The sequence below is a fragment of the Pontibacter lucknowensis genome, from assembly GCF_900156415.1.
Taxonomy (GTDB): Bacteria; Bacteroidota; Bacteroidia; order Cytophagales; family Hymenobacteraceae; genus Pontibacter; species Pontibacter lucknowensis.
On the sequence record NZ_FTNM01000002.1, the window covers coordinates 92167 to 108714 of the forward strand.

Annotated in this window: 17 protein-coding genes; 13 read left to right on the forward strand and 4 right to left on the reverse strand. The window is 54.4% G+C overall.

Annotated elements, in window-relative coordinates; genetic code table 11:
• The first annotated feature begins 134 nt into the window (after positions 1 to 134).
• From BW972_RS06525 to moeB, 13 genes are all read left to right on the forward strand, one after another.
• Positions 135 to 635, forward strand: a complete 501-nt coding sequence (locus BW972_RS06525; protein ID WP_076421556.1) for a (2Fe-2S)-binding protein — start codon at positions 135 to 137, stop codon at positions 633 to 635.
• Complete coding sequence (locus BW972_RS06530) at positions 632 to 1627, forward strand: FAD binding domain-containing protein (RefSeq protein ID WP_076421557.1); 996 nt, start codon at positions 632 to 634, stop codon at positions 1625 to 1627. The genes BW972_RS06525 and BW972_RS06530 overlap by 4 nt, the downstream gene beginning before the upstream one ends.
• Positions 1624 to 3843: a xanthine dehydrogenase family protein molybdopterin-binding subunit gene (locus BW972_RS06535; protein ID WP_076421558.1), complete on the forward strand. Its 2220-nt coding sequence runs from the start codon at positions 1624 to 1626 to the stop codon at positions 3841 to 3843. Before BW972_RS06530 ends, BW972_RS06535 begins: the two co-directional genes overlap by 4 nt.
• A gap of 173 nt (positions 3844 to 4016) precedes the next feature.
• Entirely contained in the window at positions 4017 to 4547 is a 531-nt protein-coding gene (locus BW972_RS06540; RefSeq protein WP_076421559.1) for an REP-associated tyrosine transposase, read from the forward strand.
• Between the two features lie 219 nt (positions 4548 to 4766).
• Entirely contained in the window at positions 4767 to 5945 is a 1179-nt protein-coding gene (locus tag BW972_RS06545; protein WP_076421560.1) for an XdhC family protein, read from the forward strand.
• Positions 5933 to 6538: a nucleotidyltransferase family protein gene (locus tag BW972_RS06550; protein WP_076421561.1), complete on the forward strand. Its 606-nt coding sequence runs from the start codon at positions 5933 to 5935 to the stop codon at positions 6536 to 6538. Before BW972_RS06545 ends, BW972_RS06550 begins: the two co-directional genes overlap by 13 nt.
• Before the next feature lie 78 nt (positions 6539 to 6616).
• Positions 6617 to 7078, forward strand: coding sequence for a (2Fe-2S)-binding protein (locus BW972_RS06555; protein WP_076421562.1), 462 nt, complete (start codon positions 6617 to 6619; stop codon positions 7076 to 7078).
• A 3-nt stretch (positions 7079 to 7081) separates the two neighbouring features.
• Complete coding sequence (locus BW972_RS06560; RefSeq protein ID WP_076421563.1) at positions 7082 to 9235, forward strand: xanthine dehydrogenase family protein molybdopterin-binding subunit; 2154 nt, start codon at positions 7082 to 7084, stop codon at positions 9233 to 9235.
• Between the two features lie 226 nt (positions 9236 to 9461).
• Positions 9462 to 10442, forward strand: a complete 981-nt coding sequence (gene moaA, locus BW972_RS06565; protein WP_076421564.1) for a GTP 3',8-cyclase MoaA — start codon at positions 9462 to 9464, stop codon at positions 10440 to 10442.
• 17 nt (positions 10443 to 10459) lie between these two features.
• Positions 10460 to 11665 carry a molybdopterin molybdotransferase MoeA gene (locus BW972_RS06570; protein WP_076421565.1) on the forward strand — a complete coding sequence of 402 codons (1206 nt, stop codon included), beginning with the start codon at positions 10460 to 10462 and terminating at the stop codon, positions 11663 to 11665.
• Positions 11666 to 11724: 59 nt separating this feature from the next.
• Complete coding sequence (gene moaC, locus BW972_RS06575) at positions 11725 to 12201, forward strand: cyclic pyranopterin monophosphate synthase MoaC (protein WP_076421566.1); 477 nt, start codon at positions 11725 to 11727, stop codon at positions 12199 to 12201.
• Positions 12161 to 13351: an NTP transferase domain-containing protein gene (locus BW972_RS19635; protein WP_234986313.1), complete on the forward strand. Its 1191-nt coding sequence runs from the start codon at positions 12161 to 12163 to the stop codon at positions 13349 to 13351. Before moaC ends, BW972_RS19635 begins: the two co-directional genes overlap by 41 nt.
• Entirely contained in the window at positions 13351 to 14415 is a 1065-nt protein-coding gene (gene moeB, locus BW972_RS06585; protein WP_076421567.1) for a HesA/MoeB/ThiF family protein, read from the forward strand. Before BW972_RS19635 ends, moeB begins: the two co-directional genes overlap by 1 nt.
• Here the strand turns inward: moeB and BW972_RS06590 are convergent, their stop codons facing one another.
• The 4 genes from BW972_RS06590 to BW972_RS06605 form a co-directional block, all read right to left on the reverse strand.
• Positions 14416 to 14832 (reverse strand): molybdenum cofactor biosynthesis protein MoaE, encoded by a 417-nt coding sequence (locus BW972_RS06590; protein ID WP_076421568.1) that lies wholly within the window; start codon positions 14830 to 14832, stop codon positions 14416 to 14418.
• A gap of 11 nt (positions 14833 to 14843) precedes the next feature.
• On the reverse strand, positions 14844 to 15086 hold the full coding sequence (locus BW972_RS06595; RefSeq protein WP_007660995.1) for a MoaD/ThiS family protein: 243 nt from the start codon (positions 15084 to 15086) through the stop codon (positions 14844 to 14846).
• Positions 15087 to 15162: 76 nt separating this feature from the next.
• On the reverse strand, positions 15163 to 15927 hold the full coding sequence (locus BW972_RS06600; protein ID WP_076421569.1) for a sulfite exporter TauE/SafE family protein: 765 nt from the start codon (positions 15925 to 15927) through the stop codon (positions 15163 to 15165).
• 158 nt (positions 15928 to 16085) lie between these two features.
• Positions 16086 to 16517 carry a c-type cytochrome gene (locus tag BW972_RS06605; protein WP_076421570.1) on the reverse strand — a complete coding sequence of 144 codons (432 nt, stop codon included), beginning with the start codon at positions 16515 to 16517 and terminating at the stop codon, positions 16086 to 16088.
• Positions 16518 to 16548 lie beyond the last annotated feature (31 nt).

Consider the following 16548-nt stretch of genomic DNA (forward strand, 5'->3'; position numbering starts at 1 on the left):
GATAGTTGTCCTGCGCCATTTAGAGCCAACATAAGGAGGAAAGGAGCGTAAAGCTAAGCTGTTCATTTTCGCTCATCTGACTGGCAAAAATTCTTTTGTAAAACAGTCGGCTGGTCATTTAATCTCCTTCTGCTATGGAAAAAGAAAATCCCCCATTACCACCGCTGCAATCCGTCACGCTCCGCATCAACGGCAAAGAGCAGCGCCTGGAGCTGGCCCCCTGGACCTCCCTGCTCGATGCCCTGCGGGAGCACCTGCACCTGACCGGCACCAAAAAAGGCTGCGACCACGGCCAGTGCGGCGCCTGCACCGTGCTCATCGACGGCAAGCGCATCAACTCCTGCCTGACCCTGGCGATGATGCAGGAAGACAAAGAAATCACCACCATCGAGGGACTGGCCAAAGACGGCGAACTGCACCCGGTGCAGCAGGCTTTTATCGACCACGACGCCTTCCAGTGTGGCTATTGCACACCGGGGCAGATCTGTTCGGTGATCGGGCTGGTGAACGAGGGCAAGGCTAAAACACTGGCTGATATCCGGGACCTGATGAGTGGAAATGTGTGCCGTTGTGGTGCCTATGTGAACATCGTGAAAGTGGTGCAGGAAGCACTGGAAAGGAGCGAGGCAAAATGAGACCCTTCACCTATACCCGGGCCACGGACGTGAACAGCGCCGTGCAGGAAATCACCAGACATGAGAAGGCGAAATTTGTAGCGGGGGGTACTAACCTGCTCGACCTGATGAAGATCGACGTGATGGCCCCGCAGCATCTGGTCGACATCACCCGCATTGCCCTCAAGACCATTGAAGAAACCGCAGACGGCGGCCTGCGGCTGGGTGCGCTGGTGACGAACAACGACACCGCCTACCACGAGCAGGTGGAGAAGCGCTACCCGCTGCTCTCGCACGCGATACTGGCAGGCGCCACCGGACAGCTGCGCAACATGGCCACCGATGGTGGCAACCTGCTGCAACGCACCCGCTGCTATTACTTTTACGATACCCAAACGCCCTGCAACAAGCGTGAACCCGGCTCTGGCTGCTCCGCCATCAAAGGCTATAACCGCGACCTGGCCATACTGGGCACGAGCGAGCATTGCATCGCTACCCATCCGTCCGATATGTGTGTGGCCCTGGCTGCGCTGGAGGCAAGCATCAACGTAACCGGGCCAAACGGCGATCGGGTTATACCTATTGCCGATTTCCACCGCCTTCCCGGCGATACCCCACACATCGACACCAACCTGCAGGAGGACGAGATTATCACCTCCATCGACTTACCAGCCAAAGGTTTTGCAGAGCACTATACCTACCTCAAGCTCCGTGACCGCGCCTCCTATGCCTTTGCCATTATATCAGTGGCCGCTGCCCTGGACATGGACGGCGACACCATCAAAGAAGCCCGCATTGCCCTGGGTGGGGTGGCGCACAAGCCTTGGCGAAAACCAGCGGCCGAAGCTATGCTACAGGGACAGCAGGCAACGCGTGAGAATTTTCAGAAAGTAGCAGAAGCTTACCTGGAAGGCGCGAAAGGGTATGGGGATAACGATTTTAAAATAGAGCTGGCGAAGCGGGCCATTGTGCGGGCGCTGGAGCAGGCTTTTAACAAGGAGGGTGCAGCATGAAAACAGATCAGATAGGAAAAGAAAGAAACCGGGTTGACGGCAAAGCCAAAGTAACCGGCGAAGCAAAATATGCGGCAGAGTTTGATGCTGAGAAACTGGCTTATGGTGTGGTCGTGAGCAGCGGCATCGCTAAAGGAAAGATCAAACGCATCGATACCAGCAAAGCCCTGGCACTGGACGGGGTACTGCAGGTATTCACGCACGAAAACCGTCCCGGCTACATGTGGCTGGACAAAAACTACAAAGACGATGATGCGCCTCCAGGCTCACCTTTTCGTCCTCTTTATGACAGCGAGGTGCAGTTCAGCATGCAGCCCATTGCGCTGGTCGTAGCCGAGACTTTTGAGCTGGCCAGGTATGCGGCCATGCTGGTGGAGGTGGAATACGAGGAAGCAGAACACGACACCGATTTTGAATCGAATCTGGAGCAAGCCTACGAACCGAAAGAGTACAAAGCCACGGAGCCGCCCAAGCCTCGGGGTGATGTAGACCAAGCTTTAGCTGAGGCAAGTGCCCGCATCGAAGAAACCTATACCCATCCGGCTGAGCACCATAACCCGATGGAGATGCACGCCAGCACCGCCGTGTGGGAAGGTGATGGAAAACTGACAGTCTACGACAAGATACAGGGTGTGCAGAACAGTCAGCAGTACATTGCCAGCGCCTTTGGTATGTCTAAGGACGAGGTGCGGGTGATCTCGCCATTTGTCGGGGGAGCCTTTGGTTCGGGTTTGCGCCCGCAGTACCAGCTCTTCCTGGCCGTGCTGGCAGCCCGTGAACTGCAACGCTCTGTGCGGGTCGTAATGACGCGTCAGCAGATGTTCTCCTTCGGTCACCGCCCCAAAACCCTGCAACGCTTTAAACTGGGCGCAGATACCGGCGGCAAGTTGCAGGCGCTGCAGCAGGAGGTATACGGCGAGACCTCCAAGTTCGAAGACTACAGCGAAGACGTCGTGCTCTGGCCAGGTGTACTGTACCCATGCGACAATACCAAGCTGACGCACAAACTGGTGGCGCTGGATGTGTATACCCCACTCGATATGCGGGCGCCCGGCGGCACAACCGGCATTTACGCATTGGAGTGCGCCATCGACGAACTGGCCTACAAGGCAGGTATAGATCCGCTGGAGTTCCGGAAGAAAAATTACTCTGAAAAAGATCAGAACGAAGACAAGCCATTTTCGAGCAAGGAGCTGCGGGAATGCTACCGACAGGGAGCCGATAAATTTGGCTGGGCTAAGCGCAGAATGGAGCCGCGTTCCATGAAAGAAGGTCACCAGCTGATCGGCTGGGGATTTGCCCAGGGTGCCTGGGAGGCGAACCAGGCCGAGGCCAGCGCCAAGGCCGTGCTCAGTAAAGAAGGCAAGCTCACCGTCAGCAGCGCCACCGCCGACATTGGCACCGGTACTTACACCGTGATGACCCAGATAGCCGCCGAGGCACTGGGGCTACCGTTGGAGGATGTGACGTTCAAGCTGGGCGATTCCGATCTGCCGAAAGCGCCTTTAGAAGGTGGCTCGAAGACCGTTGCTACAGTAGGGTCCGCCGTGAAAAAAGCCTGCGAACAGGTACAGGAAAAACTTTTAAAGTTGGCCCAACAGCAGCCGGATTCGCCACTCGCTGAAGCAAAGCTGGAAGAGGTGGATTTCTCAGAAGGTAAGATCAGCCTGAAGCGAGATGCCTCAAAAAGTGTGCAGTTGCAGGACCTGTTGGAGCAAAGCGACAACGGCAGCCTGGAAGGAGAGGTGTCTACCAAGCCATCAGATGAATCGAAGGAATACGCCCGTTACGCGCACTCCGCTGTGTTTGCCGAAGTGAAAGTAGACGAAGACCTGGGTACCGTTAAAGTTACCCGGCTGGTAACAGCTGTAGCCGGTGGCCGCATCGTGAACCCCAAAACCGCCCGCAGCCAGATACTCGGCGGCATGGTCTGGGGCATGGGCGTTGCCCTGCACGAGCACACGGTCATGGACAATAACCTCGGCCGTTTCATCAACCACGACCTCGATAAATACCATGTACCCGTGAATGCCGACGTGCAGGAAATGGAGGTGATCTTTGTGGAGGAGAAGGATGAAGTCGTGAATCCGCTGGGTGTGAAAGGGCTTGGTGAGATAGGGGTAGTGGGGGTTGCTCCGGCTATCGCCAACGCGATATTTCATGCGACGGGGAAGCGGGTACGGGAGTTGCCGATTACAATGGATAAGTTGTTATAGTTTTTCGCCTGGCCGGCGGGGCCTTGGGGTATGGGTGTTTATGGCGCGAGCGTCCTCGCTCGTGTCTACATGCCCCCTCGCTCGCGTCCCGCGAGTGTGAGCTATCCATACGCCTCTGGCGTAATTTATAGGGTATTTGAAGCCCATATATAATTAAAATAGAACCTCAAACCATGAGCGAGTACCGCAAAGCACATCCTGATGAACTCTACTTTGTCACGATGTCTGTTGTGGGTTGGCTGGATGTCTTCACACGCAATGAATACAAAGATATTGTGATTGATAACTTAAGGTACTGCCAACAGAAGGAGGGGCTTGAGGTTTTTGCCTACGTTATCATGACCAACCACCTGCATCTGATTGTGAGAAGACGCGATAAAGAGTTGACAGAATTACTGGGGAGATTTAAAAGCTTTACAGCGAAGAAGATCATCGCTGCCATTGAGAATAACGTTCAGGAGAGTAGAAGGGAGTGGTTGCTATACCTGTTTAGGCACTTTGCAAAGGTTAATAAACAGTATGTAGGAAATCATTTCTGGCAGTATTCGAGCCATCCTACGTTGCTGGATACACCCAAGATAATGGAGCAGAAAGAAGAATACATTCATATGAATCCGGTAAGGGCAGGGATTGTGAATGAGCCGCAAGCTTATGTTTATAGTAGCGCATGTGCGGATAGCCCTTTGAAAGTGATGGAGATGTAGGTATATATTTTGCCTCCCTCTCGCTCGCGTCCCGCGAGTGTGAGCTATCTGGCGGACTCTGGCCGCTATTTTTGTGCCACTAGGCACAGGTGGCGGGACGCCACGGGATAGCTTACACTCGCGGGACGCGAGCGAGGGAATCTGCCCACATTAAACCAAACCCCTCCCCAAAAGTCTTAAATTTCGTAACTTGTCATCTTCAAGAGCAATTACCATCACATGAAAGAACTGCAGGATATCGTAGGGGCGTATGAACTGGCGCGGCAGGAGGGGAAGCAGGCGGCACTGGCGACGGTGGTGCAGGTGCAGGGCTCTTCGTACCGGAGACCCGGTGCCCGTATGCTGGTGACCGAAGACGGACAGCTGACCGGCGCGATCAGCGGCGGCTGTCTGGAGGGAGATGCGCTGCGTAAGGCCCGTCTGGTGATGCACGAGCAGAAATCCATGCTGGTGACCTATGATACCACCGATGAAGATGATGCGCAACTGGGCGTGGGTCTGGGCTGTAACGGAATCATCCAGATCCTAATTGAGCCCATTAATCCAAATGATCCTGCAAATCCAATCACTTTCTTTCAGGCTTTTCTGAACAATCGGCAGTCGGCGGTAATCGTGACGCTTTTCTCGCTCGAGAACCGCACAAGTTTGCAGCCGGGTACCTGCCTGTTTATACCTGAGAGAGGAGCTTTGGCCGGTACATGCACTGATGCCATGCTGCAGGAAGCCCTCCTGCGCGATGCGCAACAGGTGCTGGCGCAGCGTGAGTCCTTCACGAAAACCTATATGACCGATGAAGGCACTTTGACAGGCTTCGTGGAATTATTACAACCGGCTGTGTCGCTGGTGGTGGTGGGGGCCGGCAATGACGCTATACCTGTGGTAAACATGGCCGCGATACTGGGCTGGCAGGTGACCGTCGTAGATGGTCGGGCGACCTATGCCAAGACAAGTCGTTTTCCGGCTGCACAACAGGTGCTTGTGGCCAAACCGGAGCAGGTGCTGACGCAGCTTAAACCCGATGAACAAACAGTTTTTGTGCTGATGACGCACAATTATAACTATGATCTTGCCATGCTGCGGCAGCTTTTGCCACTGGCTATACCTTACATCGGTTCACTGGGGCCGAAAAAGAAACTGGAGCGCATGCTGGCAGAATTGCAGGACGAAGGGATGGAGATAAGCGAGGAAATGCTACAGCGGGTATACGGTCCGACCGGACTGGAGATCGGTGCTGAAACTTCCGAGGAAATCGCTCTTTCCATCCTGGCTGAGATCAAGGCGGTACTGGCGAACAAGTCAGGTGGCTTCCTGCGCGATAAACCGGGTGCTATCCACGATCGCGGTGATGAAAACCTGGAACTGGGCAAACAGACAAGCGTATCCGGATGTTTTCTGTAAGCGGACTGGTCATACTGGCGGCTGGCGCTTCCACCCGGTTAGGACAGCCAAAGCAACTGCTGTATTACCAGGGCAAAAGCCTTTTGCAACGTGCTGCGCAGGTGGCTACGGAAGCTGGTTTTTCGCCTGTGGTAGTGGTGCTGGGGGCGCAAGCGGAAAAGCTTATACCTGAACTTGCCAACCTGCCTGTTACAACGGTGCAGAACCCCGACTGGCAGGAGGGAATGGCTTCTTCTATCCGAACCGGGCTACAGGAACTTTTGAAATTAAAGCCCACGCTGGACGACGTGACCTTTATGGTTTGTGATCAGCCTTTTGTGGATGCTGCTGTGCTGAAGCAACTGCTGCAGGCAAAACAGGACGGTCGGAGCGGCATTATCGCCTGCGCCTACCAGGGAACACTGGGTACACCGGTGCTTTTTGATAAGTTTTACTTCCCCGAATTACTGGCGCTGGAAGGGCAGGAGGGCGCTAAGAAAATCATTCTGAAACATCCTATAGCGGTCAGATCGCTGCGTTTTGAAGCAGGTGCTATCGATATTGACACGGCAGCAGACTATGCGGCACTGCTTCAGACAGATTTGCCGGATTAACCAGACTTTAAGCGGGACTGCTTATTTCCCGCTCCATATATTTTCCTAACTTAGAGTTCAAAATTTCAGATTAGAAAGATGGCGACATACAAACTGCAAATCAATGGCCGAAGCTATGAGGTCGATGTAGAGCCGGACACCCCGTTGCTTTGGGTGCTGCGCGACAACCTGGGACTGGTAGGCACCAAGTATGGCTGCGGCATTGCACAATGCGGCGCCTGCACCGTGCATGTCAACGGCAACGCCATGCGCTCCTGCGTGTACCCTGTTTCTGCCGCTGCCAGCGCTAAGATCACCACGATTGAAGGCTTGTCTGAGGCCGGCGACCATCCGGTGCAGCTGGCCTGGGACGAAGTGGATGTGGCCCAGTGCGGCTACTGCCAGGCCGGGCAGATCATGACGGCTACGGCACTTCTGAATAAGAACCAGAAGCCTACTGCCGAGGAGATCGACAATGCCATGAACGGCAATATCTGCCGTTGCGGTACCTACCACCGCATTCGTGAAGCTGTTGCATTAGCCGCCACTAAACTCAAATAAGCCATGTCAGAACTAACACAGGAAAGCAGACGCAATTTCATGAAGCTGTTCGCCGTGGCGGGCGGCGGTCTTGTCTTGGGTTTCAACTCGACCAGCTCTATTGCTTCGGGCCTGGGCCTGATCGACGGATCGAACCTGCCGGCAGCTGCCATCGACTTCAACAGCTACCTCTCTATTTCCCCGGAAAACATCATTACTATTTTGTCGCCGAACCCGGAACTGGGGCAGAACATCAAGACCTCTTTCCCGATGATCGTGGCAGAGGAGCTGGATGCCGACTGGACCAAAGTGAAAGTGGTGCAGGCTCCCCTGGATACAAACAAATTTGAGCGCCAGGTAACAGGTGGCAGTGGTGCCGTACCGCACTCCTGGGAACGCCTGCGCAAAGCTGGTGCTACAGCCCGCCAGATGTTGATGGAAGCGGCCGCCAAACGCTGGAACGTATCGGCTAACTCCCTCAGCACAGAAAACGGCATGGTAGTACACGCTACCAGCGATCGTAAACTGAGCTATGGTGAACTGGCCATCGAAGCCTCCAAATTGCCAGTGCCAACGGACGTGAAGCTGAAGGACAACAAAGACTTCAAACTGATTGGCACGGCCGTTCGCAACGTCGACAACCACGAGATGATTACCGGCAAGCCGCTTTATGGCCTGGATGTGTACAAAGAGGGCATGCTCTTCGCCGTGATCCAGCGTCCGGAAGCTTTCGGGATGAAACTGAAATCGGTGGATGCCGCCAAGGCGAAAGCGTTGCCAGGTATAGTAGACGTAGTAACATTTGGTAACAATGTGGCTGTGGTCGGCAAATCGACCTGGCAGGTGATGAAGGCCCGCAAGGAACTGAAAATTGCATACGAACCAGACGAGGCCTTGGAAAGCTCTGCCGACCACGACCGTCTTTTCAAGGAACTGCTCAATAGTCCGGAAGCTACGGTGCGCCGCAAAGACGGTGACGTGGAGGCGGCCTTTAAGAACGCGGCAAAAGTGATCAAGAGCGAGTACCAGTGTCCGTTCCTGTCGCACAGCCCGATGGAGCCGATGAACTTCTTCGCGCATGTGCGTCCGGATGGCGTAGAGCTGGCTGGCCCGACCCAAACGCCACAACGTGCCCGCGACATGGTGGCGAAGCTACTTGATATTGCCCCCGAAAAGATCACGCTGGAGCTGACACGCCTGGGTGGTGGTTTCGGTCGACGCCTCAGTGCAGACTATGTGCTGGAAGCGGCTGAGCTTTCGAGCATCATCAAAGCACCGGTGAAAGTGATCTGGAGCCGTGAAGATGACATGTCCGGCGGTACCTATCGTCCGGCAGTGCGCTACCGTTTTGAGGCGGCCCTGGATGCCAAAGGCAACATGATCGGCTACAAGCTGCGTGGTGTGGGCATCAACTCAGGCAACCCAACGCGAGAAGATAACTTCCCATCCGGTGCCGTAGAGAACCTGTTGATCGACTCAGTAGAACATAAATCGCCGATCACGACTGGTCCGTGGCGTGCCCCGATCACCAACTTCCTGGCTTTCGCCGAGCAGGCTTTCCTCGATGAGGTAGCGCAGGCAGCTAAAAAAGACCCGGTGCAGTTCCGCCTCGAGCTATTGGATAAAGCGAAAAAAACGCCTGTAGGGGAGATCAAATATGACATCGACCGCATGCGTGGCGTGATCGAACTGGCTTCTGAGAAATCGAACTGGGGCAAGAAGAAAGGCGTGCACCAGGGCTTCAGCGTTTACTTCTCACACCGCTCATATGTAGCACAGGTGGCCGAGGTGAAGCTAGTGAAATCGGTGCCGGTAGTAGAGAAGGTATACGCTGCTGCTGACTGTGGCATTGTGGTAAACCTGAGCGGTGCCTACCAGCAGGTGCGCGGCGGTATCGTGGACGGTCTGGGCCATGCCATGTACAGCAAACTCTCCTTCAAGGACGGCGCCGTAGAGCAGAAGAACTTCAACAACTACCGCCTGATCCGCCTCAAAGAAGTGCCTGAGATCGACGTGCATTTCGTGAACAACGGCATCGATCCGACCGGCTTGGGCGAACCAGCGCTCCCACCAACCGGAGGCGCCGTAGCAAACGCCATCTTCAAAGCCACCGGCAAACGCCTCCGCAACCAGCCTTTCATGGAGCAGCCGGAGTTGAAGGGTGGGAAGGTTATATAGTTAATCTATCCCCTCGCTCGCGTCCCGCGAGTGTGAGCTATCCAGTGGCGTCCCGCCACGTGTGCCGGTAGGTACAAACCAAAGCGGCCAGAGTCCGCCCGATAGCTCACACTCGCGGGACGCGAGCGAGGGAGATAAAATATCTTCCTTGTGAAAGGGCAGGGATGGTTTGACCCGATAGAGAGAATAACCAAACATCCGCAGCAAATAAGGAGTACAGTTAAGCATGTTGGTAGACAGACACGGAAGGAAGATCAACTATTTGAGACTGGCGGTGACCGACAGGTGCAATCTGCGTTGCTTTTACTGCATGCCGGAACAGGGGCTGGACTGGCTTTCGCGGAGCGAGCTGATGAGCTATGAGGAGATGCTCCACATCAGTCAGGTGATGCTCCACATGGGAATTGAGAAGATCCGAATTACGGGAGGGGAGCCTTTTGTGCGTAAAGATTTCATGCCTTTCCTGTCGAAACTCTCCCAATTGCAGGGACTCCAGCAGCTGACGCTGACCACTAACGGAGTGCTCACGGCCCCTTTTGTGCCGGAGCTCAAGAAAATAGGTATACACTCCGTCAACCTCAGTCTTGACACCCTCGACCCGAACCGATTCTTCGCCATTACCCGTCGCGATGTATTACCTTCCGTGCTCGAAACACTGGAAGCTTTGCTGCAGCATGGGATCGAAGTGAAGATCAATGCCGTGGTGATGGAAGGAAAAAACACCGAGGATATCCTGCCGCTGGTAGAACTCACCAAAAGCCATCCGGTAAGTGTGCGTTTCATCGAAGAGATGCCTTTCAACGGTGGCGAAAGTCACTATACCTCCCTCGCCTGGGACCACTTTCGCATCCTGGAGAAGATCAAAGAGCAGTACCCGGCCATTACAAAAACGATCGATCCGCCGCACTCCACCTCCTACAATTACCAGATACCGGGGCACAAGGGCAGCGTGGGGATTATTGCCGCTTATACCCGTTCTTTCTGCGGTACCTGCAACCGTATCCGGCTCACGCCGCAGGGCGAGCTTAAGACCTGTCTCTACGGCGATAGCGTGCTGAATGTAAAGGACCTGATGCGCAGTGGTATGCCGTTGCAACAACTGCAGCTTGCACTTAGCCAAGCCATCAGTCTGAAAGAAAAAGATGGTTGGGAAGCTGAGAAAAACAGCCAGTCGCTGCATACTTCCATGGCCAGTATTGGAGGCTGATCTAAACTACCACAAACATGATTTCAGTTCAAGAAGCGGAAGCCATCATACAGGCCCAGGTCAGAGACTTTGGCACCGAGCAACTGCCTTTCGAAAAGACGCTGGGCCGGGTGCTGGCGGAGGACCTGCGCACCGACCGCGACCTGCCACCCTTCAACCGGGTCGCCATGGACGGCATTGCCATCCGCTACGAAGACTTTGCAACAGGCACCCGCACTTTCCGCATCAAAGGCACACAGGCGGCAGGGGACAGTCCAATTGAGATTTCCTCGCCCGACGAGTGCGTGGAGATCATGACTGGCGCGGCGCTACCTCCTTCAGTAGATACTGTCATCCGCTACGAAGACCTGGAACTGCATGACGGTCAAGCGAAGGTCAAAATTGACGCACTGCAAAAAGGGCAGAGCATCCATACCCAAGGCAAGGACCGAAAACAAGGTGAGGTAGTAGCCACAGCCAACCAAACGGTGAACGTTGCTTTGGTAGGGATGGCCGCAGCGGTGGGGGCAACGCAGCTTACTGTCAAAAAGCTGCCCCGCACGGTGGTGATTTCGACAGGCGACGAACTGGTGGACGTGAATCAAAACCCTTCGCCCTACCAAATCAGACGCTCGAACAGTTACATGGTGAAAGCTGCTCTGGAAAAATACGGTCTTCAGGCTGATCTCTTGCATATAGCAGATGATCAAAGTCAACTGAAAGCACGACTACAGGATTGCTTGGAACGCTACGATGTGTTGATACTGAGCGGCGGCATCTCGATGGGAAAATTCGACTATGTCCCGCAGGTGCTGGAAGAGCTGGCCGTGGAGAAGTTGTTTCATAAAGTGCAGCAGCGACCGGGCAAGCCTTTTTGGTTTGGGGTGCATGCAGGAGGTGCTGTAGTTTTCGCCCTGCCGGGTAACCCGGGTTCTACCTTCATGTGCCTGCATCGCTATTTTATGCCCTGGTTGCAGGCTTGTTTAGGTATAGCCAGACAGGCAGGTATGTATGCCGTTTTGAACTCTGATTTTTCTTTTCAGCCGCCCCTGCAGTATTTTCTGCAAGTAAAGCTAAACATCAGCGAGCAAGGTCAATTACTGGCCACGCCGCTCGAAGGCAACGGCTCCGGTGATTTCTCGAATCTGGTCGAAGCGGATGCTTTTTTAGAGCTGCCAGCGGAAGGGAGTGCGTTTCAGAAAGGGGAGGTATACCGGGTGTGGCCGTTTAAGGAGGTAGGATAACACTTCGCTCACACTCGCGGGACGCGAGCGAGGGAATAAAACTTTTACAAACCAAAACCATGACTGATTTTTCACACTTGAACGATAAAGGCCAGGCAACGATGGTAGACGTGGGCGGCAAGCAGGCCACGCATCGTACCGCCACGGCACGCAGCATTGTGACGCTGCCGCAGGAGGTACTGGAGAAATTTGCGGCCGATGATATACAGACAAAAAAAGGATCAGTGTTTCAGACAGCGATCATCGCCGGTATCATGGCCGCCAAAAAGACTGGAGAACTAATCCCGCTCTGCCACCCGATCGGTATGGACAATTGCAACATCACCATTCAACTCAACGAACAGCAGGAGGTGGTGATCGACTGCACAGCCAGCATCACCGCCAAAACAGGTATAGAGATGGAGGCGCTGGTGGGGGCCTCGGTGGCGGCGCTCACTGTGTATGACATGTGCAAGGCGCTGAGCCACGACATTGTAATTAAGGAAACGAAGCTGATTGAAAAGACAGGAGGAAAGCGTGACTTCAAAAGAGCATAGCAAACACAGTAAGATCGCTCGTCCGGCTTACGGCAACTTCGGGCGCAACGAATGGGCCATCGTGGGCGCACCCTGCGGCAAGATCAAGGCACTGGCGGATGATCTGATCAAGGGTTTGTCGGCCGACTACAAATGCGCCTATGTGGACGCACACCACGCCAATACCGATGAAGAAGCGGTGCTGCCTGGACGTTTGGCTTCTGGCGCTGTAGCAGAGTATACCGACCAGATCCATTACCACCAGTTCGACATGAAGCGTGAGCTGAATGCGTTTCAGTTCCGGCAACTGTTCCAGGACACCGACCTGGTGCTGGTGAACGGCAATCACGAGCAGGCAAAAGCGCAGGTGGTGATCATCGATGCTTCCAAAAAAGCGTCGCTTCAGAAAAGACTGCCACAGCTGACCAATATCGTGCTGTTTTTGTTGGCCGATGGGATGGAGGAGGTATACGATTTTCTGCAGGAGGCTATACCTGACTGGCAGACTATACCTGTGCTGCAGCTAAGCGAAACCGGCAAGGTTGTCTCCTTCTTTCAAGAGCAGATGCTACAAGCCAAGCCAAAGCTGAACGGCCTGGTGCTGGCCGGTGGAAAGAGTCTGCGCATGGGCCAGGACAAAGGTGCGATGGCTTGGCACGGAAAAGAGCAGCGCTATCACATGGCCGATCTGCTGGGCGAGTTGTGTGAGCAGGTATACATCTCCTGTCGTACTGAGCAGCAGGCGGAGCTGGATGTCAATTACAGCACATTGACCGACACCTTCATCGGCTTGGGACCTTACGGTGCTATTCTATCAGCTTTCCGCAAAGACCCGGATGCCGCCTGGCTGGTTGTGGCGTGCGACTTGCCGCTGCTCGACCCAGCTACGTTGAAGCACCTCGTGGAGCATAGAAATACCTCCGCCAATGCCACCACATACGCCAGTCCGCAGGACGGATTTCCGGAACCACTGATCGCGATTTGGGAGCCGAAGAGTTATCAGGTACTGCTTTCATTTCTGGCGCAGGGCTATACCTGTCCGCGCAAGGTGCTGCGCATTTGCGAGATTCATCTGATAGAATCTGCGAATGCGGATGCCCTGCTTAACGTGAACACGCCGGAGGAACTGGAGCAGGTACAGCTGTTGCTTCAAGATAAAACCACTTACTAATGCAAGCTTCCGATTTGTTACGCTACAGTTGCCAGATCGCCTTGCCGGGTTTCGGGGAGGCCAGCCAGAAGCGTCTGCAGCAGGCACGTGTGCTGGTGGTGGGGGCTGGCGGACTGGGTTGTCCGGCTGCGCAGTACCTGGCCGCCGCAGGTATAGGCACGCTGGGTATCGCCGACTTCGATACGGTGTCGCTGGGAAACCTGCACCGGCAGGTACTTTTCACGCCGGCCGAAGTAGGGCAGAATAAAGCCCGTGTAGCCTGCGACAAATTGCAGCACCAGAATCCAGGTATAAAACTGGTACCTCACGAACTGAAAGTGACCTCGGCCAACGTGCTGGCGCTCCTGCAGGACTATGACGTGGTGCTCGACGGGACGGATAATTTCGATACGAAATACCTCCTCAACGATGCCTGTGTACTGGCCGGAAAGCCATTGGTGTATGGGGCCATTTACCAATTTGAGGGACAGGTGGCTGTGTGGAATGTACCGGTTGAAGCAGGCAAAAGAAGTCCGAACTACCGCGATGTTTTCCCTGAGGTGGATGCTTCGCAGGTGCCCAACTGTGCCGAAGGCGGCGTCATTCCGACACTGGCCGGTATGATCGGCTGTATGCAGGCAAACGAGGTGCTCAAACTGGTCACGGGTGCCGGCGAGCCGCTGGTGGGCAAACTCCTTTTGCTGGATGCCTTAACGATGCAAAGCCGCATCATTAAAGTCGGGAAAGTGTCAAATGTGACGATCGATATATTGCCGGAAACAGAGGAAGTGCCGCTTATCTCTGTGCCAGAACTAAAACAAGGTATAGCCAAGGGGCTTTACGAGTTAGTGGATGTAAGGCGCGACGAAGAGCGGAAAGCCTTTCACATCGGCGGAAAGCATGTGCCACTCGACAGGCTGGGAAAAGAGGTAGAACAGCTGCAGACAAATAAGCCACTGGTATTCTACTGTGCCTCAGGCAAGCGGAGCGGAGAGGCGGTGAAAAATATCCGGAAGCAGCTACCGGGCCTGCAGGTATACTCCCTTGAAGGCGGCATAAAAGCCTGGAAAGAACAACAGGTATAGCTAAGGATGGGCAGCCACCCATACCTCACCGTCCTCAAAAATCTCTTTTTTCCAGATAGGCACCGTTTGCTTGAGCGTGTCGATAATATAGCGGCAAGCATCAAAAGCAGCATCCCGATGGGCAGCGGCCACGGCAATGATCACCGGCACTTCGCCCACCTGCAACACGCCTGTGCGGTGATGCAGCAGTATCTTTTCGATAGGCCATTTAGCCTGCGCTTCTTCCGCGATTTTCTGCATTTCCTTCAGGGCCATTTTGCCGTAGGCCTCAAACTCCAGTCGCAATACTGCCTTGCCTTTGGTGGCGTTGCGCACTGTGCCGATGAACACGTCAATGCCCCCGCACGTCGGCGACATGACCCATTCGATGCAAGCCGAAATATTAAGCGGCTCTTCTGTTAGTTGTAGATCGATCATGTGCTCTGTGCTTAACCGCCGCTCACCGGAGGGATAATGGCCACTTCATCTTCGGGCGCCAGTTCCTGACCGGCCTCGGCATACTCATCGTTTACAGCGATCATAAAAGAAGACAGCTGCTTCAGGCGGGGGTATTGCATTTCCAGCGCCGTCCGTAGTGCCTCTACCGTCGCTTCTCCTGAGAGTTCTACCGCTGTGGACGAGCTGCCAAATATGTCTTTGGCAATGCCGAATGCCAGGACTTTTACTTTCATATTATCGGGGAAAAAATTCAGACAAAGGATAACAGACTTTTCTCAAGAGTTTAAATACACGCTAATACCTTGTCCCTCAATTAAACAAAGGCAGGTGCTTGTAGAGCACTTCTATACCTGCCACAAAAATCAGTACGGCTGTCAGACGGCGGATCTCCAGCGGGTTGAACCGGGCAATAGCCAGGCGTGAGCCGAGTTGTCCGCCAGCAAGCACGGCTATACCTAGCCAAAGTATACGGCTAAAATCGACGGTGGCCGGAAGCTGTGTCAGTTGACCCGCTATACCTGCTACAGAGTTCACAAGGATGAACAAACTGGCCGTGGCAGCAATGCGTTTCGCGGAGTCCCACCGGATCAGGTTGAGCAGGGGTGCCAGGAAAATGCCGCCTCCAATCCCCACCATACCCGACAGCAGGCCCAGACTGCCGCCCAACAGGCCATCGCGGGTATAGCGCGGTGGTGTCGCCACTGTTTTCTCTGTCCTCCCAGCTAAGTGATTTTGCATCCAAAGTAGTACCGCTGCCACCTGCAGACTACATCCCAACAAAACAAAAAACGTGTCCTGTTCCAGTCGCAGACTCGCCCCCAGAAAAGCCATGGGCACACTGACCAGCACCAACGGAATGATCTTTTTCCAGTCCACCTGCCGGTGCCGGATGAACAGCACTGTGCCACCCGTTACCACAACCACATTGCAAAGCAGGGCGATCAGCCGGATCTCCTGGAAAGCCAGCGGGTATAGTGCCAGCACGGCCAGGTAACTTGAACCGCCGCCAAAGCCCACCGAAGCATATACAAAGGCAATCACAAAAAAGAAGAACAGTAATTCCCAGTGTTGCATGTGGTTGATAATTGAACATTATCTCCTCGCTTGCCTCTGGCGAATGTGCGCTATCTGGCGGACTCTAGCCGACATCCCAGTGACTGTCGGAACAAGTGGCGGGACGCCACTAGGATAACTCACACTCGCGGGACGCGAGCGAGGGAGTAGCTGGAATTCTACTTCTTCCGCTCCGTTTTTACCTGGGCGGGTAATACTGGCTTGGCTTTGTTGCCCCAGCTGTTTTGGATGTAGTTGAGTACATCAGCCACTTCCTGATCAGACAGGGAGTCATAGCCAGGCATGGCCATGTTGTAGGTGTCTCCGTTCACAGTAATTTCACCGCTCAGCCCGTGCAGCACCGTGCGAATAGCCCGTTTCTGGTCTTTCATCAGGTAATCGGACTTGGCTAATGGCGGGAAAGTGGACGGTATCCCTTCGCCCTCCGCCATGTGGCAGCTCGCACAGTTGGCGGCGTATACCTGCTGGCCTCTTACCAGGCTTTCTTTCAGGGCGTCGTTCGGTTTGTCTGTAACAGGCAGGTTGCCGGGTGAATCTATTGACAACATACCGGTAGTCAGCAAAAGAGCTGAGAGTAAGCTTTTGATCATGTTTTTTCTGGTTAGAGCGACTAATATAAGC